The sequence below is a fragment of the Janibacter sp. HTCC2649 genome (genome assembly GCF_000152705.1).
In the GTDB taxonomy this organism is placed as follows: Bacteria; Actinomycetota; Actinomycetes; order Actinomycetales; family Dermatophilaceae; genus Knoellia.
The window spans coordinates 3,247,736-3,259,836 of the sequence record NZ_CH672413.1 but is presented as its reverse complement, the minus strand read 5'-3'; the positions used below and the strand labels follow the sequence as shown (position 1 = coordinate 3,259,836).

Here is a 12,101-nt window from a genome sequence, read left to right as displayed (position 1 = left end):
TTCAGCGTCCACACCATCACTGCCCATCAAGCGCCACCTCCGGTTCGACATACCTGCGCAATGCCACGATCGACACGAGCGCCAGCACGGCGGGGACAACCGTGAAGGCCAGCCCCATCGCCACTTCAGCGCCACCCGGCTGCGCCACCGGATCGCCCGAGCTCGACACGAACCCACCCACGGCCAGCATGAGCAGCACGATGCCCGGCCCGAGCGCCAGCCCCGCCGTCTCGGATGCCGTCCAGACTCCACTCATCGCACCACCACGAGAACGTCCCGCTTCCTCGATCACGTCCGGAAGCATCGCCAACGGGAAGAGCTGCATCCCGGCATACGCGACACCGCCGACCGCCAGGGCAGGGACCGAGAGCCAGGTCCACTCGAGCATGAGCGCCGGAACCTGGGCGACACAGGACAGAACGAAGAGCCAGGACGACGCCAGGTATGCCGCCCGCTTGCCGTGCGCTGCCGCGTACCGTTTCCACAGCGGCATGACGACCAGGGCTGGCGCGACGACGGCTGCAAAGAGCACGCTCACCAGCGATTGGGAGCCAAGCAGATAGGTCGCGACGTACTGCGCGGCGGCGAGCACGATCCCGGTGGCCAGCGCTTGAAGGACGAAGACCACGAGCAGCGCCCGGAACCTTGGCAACTGCCGGATGGCGTCCAGTCCCGCACGCAGAGAGGAGGATTCGGCCGCGCCACCGACACGGCTCTCGTGTCCGCGCAGGCTGGCGACGGTGGCGAGCATGCCCGCCGACAGGACGGTCGCCGAGATGACCGCCATGACGAGATAGCCCGAGCGGCCACCACCCAGGGCATCCCGGATCCCCGGCGCCCCCGCGCCGAAGGCCAGGATCGCCAGGGCCAGCACGCCCACGCGCCACGCCATCATGCGGGTGCGCTCGGTGTAGTCACTCGTGAGATCCGCCGGCGCCGCGATGTAGGGCACCTGGAAAAGACTGAATGAGGTTGTCGCGAGCACGAATGCGGCCACGACCCACACTGCGGCCACCCCACTCGACACACCTGACGGGACGGCAAACATCGCGATGAACCCGACCGGCAACGTCACCGCCCCGACGAGCATGAGCCGGTGGCGTGACCCATGGGCCGACACCTCCCGGTCACTGCGCGCTCCGATCGCCGGGTCGATGAGGACGTCCCAGACCTTCGGAACGAGCACGACGACAGCCGCCAACGCCGCCGCGACGCCCAACGTGTCGGTGAGGTAGTAGGCGAGGACAAGGCCGGGCAGGGTGCCGAACCCGCCCGTCCCGACGCTCCCCGCGGCATACCCCGCGGTCTGGGCTCGGGTGAGGCGATCGCTGGGCATGCACCGAAGTATGTCCGGCAAGGAGCCTGCTCAGTGGAGGTTCGGCGTCAGTGACCCGCGTCGCTGCGTAGGAGCCGCCACCCTCCGGCCGCCACCGCGGCCACGGCCCATGCCAAGAGCGTCAGCCGTGCGGACGTCGGTGTCAGGTCGCCGGGCGGGCCATTGCCAAAGATGAGGAACAGCGCGCCCGACCCCGGGAGCCGCGACGAGACCGTTGGGGCCCAGTCGAACGGCAGGCCGCCGACGATCAGGGGCAGCACGAGCAGAAGCGCGATGGCGAGCACGAGTGCGGCAGCGGTGCTTCGCGTGGCCAGCCCCAGACCGATGCCGAGCAGGGCACCACAACCGATCACCACCACGAGGTCGCCCACCCTGTGCAGCCCCTCGTCCAGGGGCAGCCCGAAGTCCGGCGCGAGCACCCACACTGCGGTGCTGGCGACGATGACGAGCACCAAGCCGGTCACCGTCGTCGTCAACGCGATGACGCCGGCGCGCGCCGCAAGGAGGATGCCGCGGCGAGGCGTCCATTGCAGCGTCGGCACGATCGCTCCCGTGCCGTGGTCGGCCGTGCCCGTCACCACGGCCCAGGCCACCGTGCCGAACAACGCGAACATCGCCGTGAACGCCGCGACGTCCCACGCCGACTCCCCTGCACCCGGACCCGGACTGTCGGACGCATCGATCCCGGCGAGCACTCCGAGCCCCACGACGGCCAGACCGATGAGGCCCGCAAAGGCCCAGCTCGAGCGGACACTCCAGATCCGACTCCACTCTGCGCGGCTGGCGCGCGCCAGGACCGTGGCGCTCATCGCGGGGCTCCGTCCGTGAGTGCGGCGTGGGCGTTGCCGAGGTGGCCGACGTGCTCGACCTCGCCCTCAGTGAGCGAGAGGTAGGCGTCCTCGAGGGACTGCTCCACCTCTGCGAGGTGATGAAGGGGTATGCCGTGTGCGTGCGCGAGATCCCCGACCTCGCTGGCGCTGAGGCCACTCACCTCCAGCTCTCCCTCGACCGGCTTGGCCACGCCAACGTCCGCGCCGAATGCACGGGCCAGCTCGTCCGGGCGCGGAGTCCGCACCCGCACGCGAGGGCCGCTCACCCCGCCGAGCATGCCTGCGATGTCGGTGTCAGCGATGAGACGACCACGGCCGATGACGACGACCCGGTCGGCGATGAGCTGCATCTCGCTCATGAGGTGGCTCGACACCAGGACGGTGCGGCCCTCGTCGGCGAAACCCCGGAACAGCGCCCGGATCCACCGCACCCCGTCGAGGTCGAGCCCGTTGACCGGCTCGTCGAAGAGGAGCACGGGCGGGTCGCCGAGCAGCGCCGCGGCGATCCCGAGGCGTTGCCGCATGCCGAGCGAGTAGCCCTTGACCCGACGGGTCGCCGCCTTCTCGAGTCCCACCTGCTCGATGACCTCGTCGACACGAGAAAGGGGAATTCCATTGCTGCGAGCCCCGATCCGCAGGTGGCCGCGACCCGTTCGCCCCGGGTGCATCGCGCCGGCGTCGAGCAGGGCGCCCACCTCGCGCAGCGGCGCCGGGAAGTCGGTGTAGCGCTGCCCGTTCACGCACGAGGTTCCTGCGGTCGGCCGATCCAACCCCAGGATCATCCGCATCGTCGTCGACTTGCCTGCGCCGTTCGGCCCGAGGAAGCCGGTCACCTTCCCGGACTCCACGTCAAAGGTGAGGTCATCGACCGCCCGCACCCCGGCATACACCTTCGTCAGCCCACTGACTCTGATCATGCTTGGACGCTAGGCCCACGGGCAGGGGTGGCGGGAGCGCAACCTGTGAAGGTTGTGTGCAGATCAGCCGATCCGCTGCAGGGTGTGTTCCAGGATCGCCGTGACCGGTCGGCCGGTGACGAGCTGGCCATCGGCGACGAAGCCCTCCTCACGCCCCGTGAGGGCCTCGACGAGTCGGCCGCGCCAGAGGTCGCGGTTCTGATGATGCGCCGGGTCGGCGGCCAGGTTGTGCAGCTCACCCGGGTCCTCGATGAGGTCGAAGAGCTGCTCGACCCCCTTGGCGGAGCCCCACACATATTTCATCCGGCCGTCGGTGACCCACTGCAGCGACTGGCCCCAGTAGACGTGCTCGCCGTGCAGCCACTCGCGGGGCGCCTCCGGAGCCGACGCATCGACGGGACGACGGATGTGGTCGGTCAGCGAGACGCCATCCACTCCCTCCGGCACGGGGATGCCCGCGAGCTCCAGCAGCGTGGGCATGAGGTCACGCAGCTCGACGACGTGGGACACGACGGCATCGCGAGCCGTGCCACCCTCGACGCCGTCACCCTGTCTGGCCGGGGCGTCGGCGATGATGAACGGCACCCGGGCCGACCCCTCGTAGGGCACCGCCTTCTTGAACATGCGGTGGTCGCCCATCATCTCGCCGTGGTCACTGGTGAAGGCGACGACAGTGTTCTCAAGGAGCCCGAGCTCGCCCAGGGACTCGATGAAGCGGTTGACCTGGAGGTCGATCTGGGCCATGAGGCCGTAGTAGCCGGCCCGTGCACGGTGCACCATCGCGTCGGGCAGGTCGCCGATCGACGCCTGGTGGTTCCCGTCCTCGCGGAACTCGTCCCATTCGTCCTCCCAGTCACCGAGCTCGCGCTCGTAGGGCGGAAGGGCCAGGTACTGGTCGAAGGCCCACTGCGGCGGGTCGTAGGGAGGGTGCGGCCGGTGGAACGACAGGTAGAGGAAGAACGGCACCGTCGGGTCGCGCCGGGGCAGCCAGTTGACGGCCTGGGTGCCGAGCCAGTGCGTCGGGTGCGCCGACTCGGGCTTGTCCCATGGACGGGCGACGATGGAGTTGCAGTTGACGCCATGGTCGAAGTAGTCGGCGTCGGCGTCGAGTCCGGGCTGTCGGCGCAGCCACGGGACGTAGTCGTCGAAGAACTCGAACTGGCGGCGGTGTCCGCGTCGGGCGTGGTGGAGGAACCCGTCGTGGAGCACGACGTCGTCGAAGCCGACCCGCGACCGCTCGGGGAAGACGTGCATCTTGCCGATTGCCTGGGTCTGGTAGCCGGCCTTGCGGAACTCACCCGGCAACGTCACCGGGTGGGCCTGCTCGAACGGCACCCCTTCGACGTAGCCGACCCGACCGTGGGCCTCCTGGGACTGCCCCGTGAAGAGCGCGACGCGGGCCGGCACACACGTCGGAGTGGCCGAGTAGGCGCGATCGAACCTCGTGCCGCGGGCCGCGAGCTCGTCAAGGTGCGGGGTCTGCACGTGCGGGTGTCCGGCGCTGGACAGCGCGTCCCCACGCCACTCGTCGACACAGATGAGAACGACATTGGGTCGATCGTCGGTGGCGGTGTCGGGGAGGCCGGTCATTCGACCACCCTAGAGTTTCAGCCCTTGGCCGAGTCCTGCTGCCGCCCAGTGGACCACCGCCTCCTCTGACCAACGGTCGGCGATGCCGTCCAGACGAAGCGTGTCGGACTCGTCCCGGTGCACGCCCGTCGAGCCCACGTGCTTGTCGCCGATGCCTGGACCGTTCTTGATGACGTGGACGAGGGCCATGCCGTGGCCTCGTCCCAGTCCGTGGTCCTCGGCCAGCCAGGCGAGGATGTCACCCGCCTTGGTCGCCGGTCCGAAGCCGCGGGCGTGGGCCTGGTCCACGAGCTGCTGAGGGGTGTGGCCGGTCTTCTTCTCGGCGGCGTCGAGGTAGGCCTGGAACGACATCGTGACTCCTGGGGTGAGGTGGAATTCAGCCTTTCACCCTGTGTGCCGAACGAACCAGCCCGATTTCGACAGACAGTCATCGCATCTCGGGACGACCAACCGCGTGCGTGCAGAAGGAACGCATCCCCTGCGAGATCTGTCATTTCTCCACGCTCGATCGATGGGGTGCCTACCGTGACCTCCACGCAGACGCGAGGAGCGGACCATGACGCAGAGATTCAACCCACCGCCCGGATGGCCCAATCCTCCGGACGGGTGGGTGCCACCCAAAGGGTGGACGCCGGATGCATCGTGGCCGCCAGCACCTCCTGGGTGGACCTTCTGGGTCAGCACGGAGACCGCGTCACATCGATCCACTGCGACGGCCATTCTCACGGCCGCTCTGGTCACGAAGCCTCCGGGTGTCCTCCAGAAGAAGGCGTCTGTTTCCTACGCAAGAGCGGGCGCCGTGACCGTCGGGGCGCTTCTGATCGGAACCGCGGTCGGCGTCGGCGGAGCGAATGGCACGGACACCAACGGCCTCGCCGCCACACCTACAAGTCGACCCAGCGTCTCCACCTCCATCTCGGTGAGGCCGGGCCCAACAACGACAGTGACGGTCACCGCGACTCCAGCGCCTGCGCCGACCGTCACGATCACCGCGACGCCAGCCCCTGCCCCCACAGTCACGATCACCAAGGCACCCGCCACGAGGGCCGTGCCGTTCGTGGCACCTCCGCCGGTCGAGGATTCGTCCGCGTACTACGCGAACTGTGCTGCGGCCCGGGCCGCAGGTGTGGCTCCGCTGCGGCGCGGCGAACCCGGATACCGCTCTGCTCTTGATCGGGACAACGACGGCGTGGCCTGCGAGTAGCCCCAGACTCAGGCGATGGCCACGAGGTGCGCGACGACGTAGAGCACGCCGAACGGATCGCTCACGTCCAACTGGTCGACCCGGTATGCCGTCCGCTCACCTCCCGCTGCAGCTCTTGCGTCTGCGGATGTGGTCGCTAGAGCAGCCGCATCCGCAGACGTAACGGCAGCAGCGAGGACCTGCAGGGGTACGCGGCCCGCGACGAGCAGGTCGGCGCAGAGCTCAGCGTCGAGGTCGAGCAGGCGGTCGAGGCCCCCGTTGCCGCTGTCACGGATCGCACTGACGATGGCGTCGTCAACGGCAGCCGCGCGCTCATCAAGGTGGCCCGGCGCCTTCTCCGTGCGGCGGGCTGATCCGTCGGCAACCACGAGAAGTGTTGTCTCAGGTGCAGGTTCGAGTCGACGACCGATGGCCAGGCAGTCCTCCAGAGTCGCGTCCCACGCCACGGCGACGTGCTCGACATCGAAGTTCTCGTGGGTCGCGGCGAGCAGATGATCGGCCACGCGCAGACCCACCGGAGGCTTCGTGCTGCGCGGTTCGCGATCGGTGGCGTGCACGACGACGACGTGGTGCGCCGACGCGACCGCCTCGCGAACGACCGAGACGCAGGATTCGAGCAGGTCAGGCACGGCCGCCACCCGACCTTGGTACTCCGGCAGCAACAGCGGCGCCCCTGGTACGACGACGATGTCGGTGATCACGCGAGCCCCCGAGCAGTCCGGGCCGGCGGGAGGTCACCCGAGATGACCGACACCATGTCGAGCACCTGCCGGGTCTCGACGACCTCGTGCACCCGATAGATGTGCGCGCCGTGCCACGCCGAGATCGCTGTCGCGGCCAACGTCCCCGTGAGCCGCTCCCCCACGGGCAGGTCGAGCGCCTCCCCCACGAAGTCCTTGTTGGACAGCGACACGAGCAGCGGCCAGTCGAGGGCCACGAGCTCGTCGAGCCGTCGCGTCACCTCGAGCGAGTGCCACGAGTTCTTGCCGAAGTCATGAGCCGGGTCGATGACGATCCGCTCGCGCGCAACTCCTACTGAGACTGCTCGATCTGCCTGTGCGACAAGCGATTCCACGACGGACTCGACGACGTCGTCGTACTCGATCCGGTGCGGACGCGTCCTCGGCGTCACCCCACCCGTGTGGGTGCACACGACGGCGGCATCGAACTCCGCAGCCACCTCGACCAACTCGGGATCCGCACCACCCCACGCGTCGTTGAGGATGTCGGCACCCGCCTCCAGGACCGCGCGACCGACCGACGCCCGCCACGTGTCAACGCTGATGAGCAGGTCGGGGTGCTCGGCGCGCACAGCAGCGACGAAGTCGACGACTCGCCCCTTCTCCTCGTCCGCACCGATCTCGACGCCGGGCGCCGCCTTGATCCCGCCGATGTCGACGATGTCGGCGCCCTGGGCCACGACCTCGCGCACGCGGTCGAAGGCCGCGTCCTCGCGCCACGTCGACCCCTTGTCGTAGAACGAGTCGGGCGTGCGGTTGACGATCGCCATGACCAGGCGCGAGCGCGCGTCGAACTCGCCACGACCCAGGCGGAAACGCAACTCGGTCATCGGGACTCCGCGCGGGTCCCACGCTCTGCGTGGGCCGGCATACCCAAGGACTGCGCCGGAGGCCGCTCACCGATCGCCACGGCAGTGACGTGCGGTTCCAAGCCGGCGGTCCCTCGCGTGTACTGCGTCAGGTCCACGGTCTCGCGCACCGTCACGTCACCAACGGCAGCAGCAACCCGACGACGATCAGCGGCTGCGAGGACCTGGACTGCCATGAGTCCGAGCGTGTCATGACGGTGGTGGCGGTGGGTGCGCAGCCCCAGGTCGACCTGCGCGATGGCCTCGACCCCGAAGCGATCGGCCGTGTCGAGGACCGCCGCGATCTCCACGCCATAACCCACAGGGACCGAGTAGCCGGCAAAGCTCGACCGCCGGATCGCCCACTCCCCCGACAGCGGCTGGACGATGCCGGCGAGTTCGGGACGGTGCAGGCCCAGCCACGGTCGCGCGACGAGTTCCGTGACGCGCCCGCCCTGCTCCTCCTCGTTGCCGGAGTCATCGAGCATCGGCCGGTCATAGACGGCCTTGACGAGGTGGATGTCGTCGCGCGTGAGCAGCGGCCCCAGAAGCCCGGTGACGAAATGCGTACCCCAGTCGACGAGGTCCGCATCGACGAAGACCACGAGGTCGCCGCGAGTGACGAACTGCGACTTCCACAGTGCCTCACCCTTGCCGGGCACCGCACCCAATTCGGGCCGAATCTCCATGGCAGAGAACACTTTTGCCCCCGCAGCCCGCGCTGCGTCAACGGTCGCATCGGTCGAGTCGGAGTCGATGACGATGACCTCGTCGACCAGATGACCGACGTCCGTGAGGATGCGCGCCGCGACGTCACCGACGGTCGCCTCTTCGTTCTTGGCCGGGATCACGACGGAGATGGTCAGGTCGCCCTTGAGGGCCAGCAGGCCATCGGCGGTCCAGTCAGATGCTGGGTATGCCGTGCGCTCGCCTGACCCCTTGCCCTCGCCCACCGCTCCCGTCACCGACCGAACGCCGGGCGACGCTTCTCGCGGAAGGCGGCGAGGCCCTCGGCGAAGTCGTCGGTGCGGAGCAGGGCGTGCTGGCCGCGCTCCTCACGGTCGAGCGTGGCGTCGAGGTCAAGGGCTGCGTCCGTGATGGCGGCCGTGGTGAGGGCGGTGCCGTCGGGCGCCAGCGAGGCCAAGTGCGCGATGAGTTCGTCGGCTCGTGCCGAGAACGCCTCTGCGGCAACGGATTCCGAGACAAGGCCCCACTCCGCTGCTGTCGCACCGCTGATCTTCTCGCCGGTCAGGGCGAGGCGCAGGGCCCGGGCGCGGCCGATGTTGGCCACGACGAGCGACGTCGCCCCACCGTCCGGCATGAGGCCCAGTCCACCGAAGGCGAGGAGAAGCTTGGCATCGTCTGCGACGAGCACATAGTCGGCCGCGAGAGCGAGTGACAGGCCCGCCCCGGCAGCCACAGCGGGCACGAGCGAGATGACGGGAGTGCGCGTTTCGAGGATCGCGCGCGCGGCGGGGCCGAGACCGAACAATGTGGCGTCGAGGTCGCCGACCTTCTCGTAGGCCACGATGTTGGCGCCGGCCGAGAAGGCACGCCCCTCACCGGACAGGACGATGACGCGCACGGCCGGGTCGGCGTCGAGCCGGGCGACCTCGTTGGTGACCGTCTCGAGCATCTCCGCGTCGAGCGAGTTGAGCCGATCCGGTGCGGTGAAGGTGATCCGCCCGATGGCGCCGTCAACCGCGACGGTGACGTCAGTCGTGGTCACGCGTCCGCCTTGGTCGCGCCGGTCGCGTTCGGGCGATAGAAGGTCGCGAGCAGTCCACCAGCAGCCAGCACGCCGCCCACGAGGGCAATGAGGCCCCAGCCGAGGCCAGCGAGGTCGAGGCCGAACGCGTTGTCGAGCGACCAGCGACCGGGACCCACGACCGCGAGCGCGACCGCGACGATGCCGACCAGCACGACGTACTCGGCACCACCCTTGAAGATGAAGTAGCCCTTGCCGCGGTGGTCCGTGAGGGCGGCCACCGTCATGAGCCCGACGAACGCCATCGCTCCCAGACCGTTGAGCAGGCCGAGCGTGACGATGATGCCGGCGCCGATCTCGGTGTACGCGGCGAGACGGGCGTGCAGCCAGCCGGGCTTGAGGCCGAGCGACTCGAACCAGCCGGCCGTCCCGTCGAGACCGCCCTGGACCTTGTTGAGCCCGTGGAGGACGAGCATCGGTCCCAGCGCAAGACGCAGGACGAGCGAGGCGACGTCGAGGTCGGTCGAGGAGATCGCGGTGGCGTCCATCAGGAGTTGTCCTTGGCGTCCGTCGAGGCAGCGGTCAGGTCAGCGGGCACGAGCTCACGCAGACCGGGCACGACCTGCTCGGTGAAGGTCTTGAGGAAGCGCTTCTGGTCGTGCCCGGGACCGTGGAAGACGAGGTGGTCGAAGCCGAGGTCGGTGTACTCCTTGACCGCAGCGACCACGTCTTCCGGCTTCGACGCGACGATCCAGCGCTGCGCCACCTGCTCGATGGGTAGCTCGTCGGCGGCCTTCTCCATCTCGGCGGGGCTGTGGATCGAGTGCTTCTGCTCGGCCGTCAGCGACAAGGGCGCCCAGAATCGGGTGTTCTCGAGCGCTTGGTCGGCGTCAGGGTCCCAGGACAGCTTGATCTCGATCATCCGATCCACGTCCCCGGCCGACCGTCCGCCCTTGTCCAGTCCCTCGGCCACGGCGGGCAGCAGCTTGTCGGCGTAGAGCTCGCGTCCCTTGCCGGAGGTGCAGATGAAACCGTCACCGGACCGGCCGGCATACCGGGCAACAAGCGGGCCACCGGCAGCGATGTAGACGGGGATCGGCACGTCGGGCCGGTCGAAGATGCGCGCGTCCTCGGTGCGGTAGTACTCGCCCTCGAACGTCACCGACTCCTGCGTCCACAGCGCCCGCATGAGCCGGACCGACTCTCGCAGCCGCGCGTAGCGCTCCTTGAACTCGGGCCAGCCACTTTCGGGCACCGAGCCGACGGCGACCTCGTTGAGCGCCTCACCCGTGCCGACTCCGAGCATGATCCGACCCGGCGCGAGGCAGCCGAGGGTCGCAAAGGTCTGCGCGACGACGGCCGGGTTGTAGCGGTAGGTCGGCGTCATGACCGACGTGCCGAGCATGACCCGCTCGGTGCGCGCGGCGACCCACGACAGCCACGCGATGGAGTTCGGGGCGTGGCCGCCTTCGAGCCGCCAGGGCTGGAAGTGGTCAGAGATCGTCACCGAGTCCAGCCCCAGCTCCTCGGCAAGCACGGCGTAGGCCGCGAGCTCGGCGGGAGCGAACTGTTCGGCCGAAGCCTTGTAGCCGATGCGCATGACGCCATCCTCTCCCATGCCGGTGCCATAGTGGATATATGCCTCCTGACCTGCACAAACGACGTCGTATGCCGTGGCTCACCTCGGCGAGTGCCGTTCTTCTGGCGCTCGTCCCGGCGACAGGGTGTGCCGGTCGGGGCGCTGCCGAGACCGGCGCTGTGAGCGCTGCGAGCGAGCAGTTCATCTCGGCGGCGAGCATGCAGCCGGGCAAGGCGTGCGACTTCCTGGCACCCGCGACCCTCGAGTCGATCGCCTCCGACGACGAGGAGTGCGCCACCGCGATGGCCGACCTCGGGATGGAGACGTTGAGAGCGGGTGGCCCAGAGCCTCGCGCCCAGGTCTATGGACGCGACGCGATCGTCCAGTGGGACGACCAGACGATGTTCCTCGCCCGTTTCGACGGCGGGTGGCTCGTCACTGCCGCCGGCTGCACACCGCGCGGCAAGGACCTCCCCTACGACTGCTCCGTCGAAGGGCGGTGACCGTCGTGCGTTGGTCCTTCATCGGATGGCTCGTCTTCATCGCCGCGGGGCTCGCATGGTGCTTTGCCATGGGGGTGACCGGGCGATGAGGCGACTGCGTGAACACGGGCTCCCCCTCGTCTTCGGCGCCCTTCTGCTGCTGGCCCTCCTCGGGCAGGCGATCTCGGGGCTCGCTGGCGTCAACGGTGACGCCCACGACCACGGACTCCAGACGATCGGCATGGGTGAATATCTCGCGTCGTCGGACTTCGCCGTCGACCTCGCAGAGAACTGGCAGTCCGAGTACCTCCAGTTCCTTCTCTTCATCACCCTCACGGTCTGGTTCGTCCAGAAGGGATCTCCCGAGTCCAAACCGCTCGACAAGATCGGACGTGAGAGCGACGAGGAGCAGAAGGTGGGACAGTTCGCCCAACCCGACTCGCCGGCGTGGGCGAAGCTCGACGGCTGGCGACGAGGCCTCTACTCCCACTCGCTGGGGCTCGTCATGGGAGCGATCTTCGTCGGCTCCTGGTCGGCTCAGTTCATCGCCGGCCACGCGGCCTACAACGCCGAGCAGATCCGCAACCTCAAAGCGCCTCTGACCTTCGGGACCTACCTCGCCGCGCCCGACTTCTGGAGCCGCACGTTCCAGAACTGGCAGTCCGAGTTCCTCGCCGTCGCGAGCATGGTCGTTCTCGCGATCTACCTGCGCGAGCGCGGATCGCCGGAGTCCAAACCGGTCGGGGCGGCCCACGAAGCCACCGGGATCGAGGGCTGAGCCGGGTCACCACCGGCGGCTGGCGGGCCTAGGCTTGGACCTGCGTGAGACCCACGCACGTCACACGCCGCACCATCACGCGGCCCAGC

At 68.9% G+C, this 12,101-nt stretch carries 14 protein-coding genes; 3 read left to right on the top strand and 11 right to left on the bottom strand.

From position 1 onward, the window contains the following. Positions 1-16: 16 nt before the first annotated feature. The 5 genes from JNB_RS15590 to JNB_RS15570 all read right to left on the bottom strand — a co-directional run bounded on the left by JNB_RS15590 (position 17) and on the right by JNB_RS15570 (position 5,024). Positions 17-1,336, bottom strand: a complete 1,320-nt coding sequence (locus JNB_RS15590) for an MFS transporter (protein ID WP_009777475.1) — start codon at positions 1,334-1,336, stop codon at positions 17-19. A gap of 47 nt (positions 1,337-1,383) precedes the next feature. Next, entirely contained in the window at positions 1,384-2,145 is a 762-nt protein-coding gene (locus tag JNB_RS15585; protein WP_009777474.1) for an ABC transporter permease, read from the bottom strand. Beyond that, on the bottom strand, positions 2,142-3,083 hold the full coding sequence (locus tag JNB_RS15580) for an ABC transporter ATP-binding protein (RefSeq protein ID WP_009777473.1): 942 nt from the start codon (positions 3,081-3,083) through the stop codon (positions 2,142-2,144). Before JNB_RS15580 ends, JNB_RS15585 begins: the two co-directional genes overlap by 4 nt. Before the next feature lie 63 nt (positions 3,084-3,146). Then, positions 3,147-4,673 carry an arylsulfatase gene (locus tag JNB_RS15575; RefSeq protein ID WP_009777472.1) on the bottom strand — a complete coding sequence of 509 codons (1,527 nt, stop codon included), beginning with the start codon at positions 4,671-4,673 and terminating at the stop codon, positions 3,147-3,149. 9 nt (positions 4,674-4,682) lie between these two features. Then, positions 4,683-5,024, bottom strand: coding sequence for a DUF4287 domain-containing protein (locus tag JNB_RS15570; RefSeq protein WP_009777471.1), 342 nt, complete (start codon positions 5,022-5,024; stop codon positions 4,683-4,685). A 205-nt stretch (positions 5,025-5,229) separates the two neighbouring features. Between JNB_RS15570 and JNB_RS22005 the strand changes: the two genes are divergently transcribed. Further along, complete coding sequence (locus JNB_RS22005) at positions 5,230-5,877, top strand: excalibur calcium-binding domain-containing protein (protein WP_083784508.1); 648 nt, start codon at positions 5,230-5,232, stop codon at positions 5,875-5,877. Between the two features lie 8 nt (positions 5,878-5,885). Here JNB_RS22005 and JNB_RS15560 read toward each other — a convergent pair whose 3' ends face one another. From JNB_RS15560 to fgd, 6 genes are read right to left on the bottom strand one after another with little or no spacing between them, the layout of a single operon-like run. Next, positions 5,886-6,578 (bottom strand): hypothetical protein, encoded by a 693-nt coding sequence (locus tag JNB_RS15560; RefSeq protein ID WP_009777469.1) that lies wholly within the window; start codon positions 6,576-6,578, stop codon positions 5,886-5,888. Further along, positions 6,575-7,447 carry a dihydropteroate synthase gene (folP, locus tag JNB_RS15555; protein WP_009777468.1) on the bottom strand — a complete coding sequence of 291 codons (873 nt, stop codon included), beginning with the start codon at positions 7,445-7,447 and terminating at the stop codon, positions 6,575-6,577. Before folP ends, JNB_RS15560 begins: the two co-directional genes overlap by 4 nt. Further along, a complete protein-coding gene (locus JNB_RS15550; protein WP_009777467.1) occupies positions 7,444-8,430 on the bottom strand; it encodes a glucosyl-3-phosphoglycerate synthase in 987 nt (328 codons plus the stop codon). Before JNB_RS15550 ends, folP begins: the two co-directional genes overlap by 4 nt. Further along, positions 8,427-9,194: an enoyl-CoA hydratase/isomerase family protein gene (locus tag JNB_RS15545; RefSeq protein WP_009777466.1), complete on the bottom strand. Its 768-nt coding sequence runs from the start codon at positions 9,192-9,194 to the stop codon at positions 8,427-8,429. The genes JNB_RS15550 and JNB_RS15545 overlap by 4 nt, the downstream gene beginning before the upstream one ends. After that, entirely contained in the window at positions 9,191-9,721 is a 531-nt protein-coding gene (locus JNB_RS15540; protein WP_009777465.1) for a DoxX family protein, read from the bottom strand. The genes JNB_RS15545 and JNB_RS15540 overlap by 4 nt, the downstream gene beginning before the upstream one ends. After that, complete coding sequence (gene fgd, locus JNB_RS15535; RefSeq protein ID WP_237700674.1) at positions 9,721-10,773, bottom strand: glucose-6-phosphate dehydrogenase (coenzyme-F420); 1,053 nt, start codon at positions 10,771-10,773, stop codon at positions 9,721-9,723. Before fgd ends, JNB_RS15540 begins: the two co-directional genes overlap by 1 nt. A 38-nt stretch (positions 10,774-10,811) precedes the next feature. Between fgd and JNB_RS15530 the strand changes: the two genes are divergently transcribed. Continuing rightward, positions 10,812-11,255, top strand: coding sequence for a hypothetical protein (locus tag JNB_RS15530; protein WP_148232459.1), 444 nt, complete (start codon positions 10,812-10,814; stop codon positions 11,253-11,255). A gap of 85 nt (positions 11,256-11,340) precedes the next feature. Beyond that, positions 11,341-12,012: a DUF6766 family protein gene (locus JNB_RS15525; protein ID WP_009777461.1), complete on the top strand. Its 672-nt coding sequence runs from the start codon at positions 11,341-11,343 to the stop codon at positions 12,010-12,012. Positions 12,013-12,101: the final 89 nt, after the last annotated feature.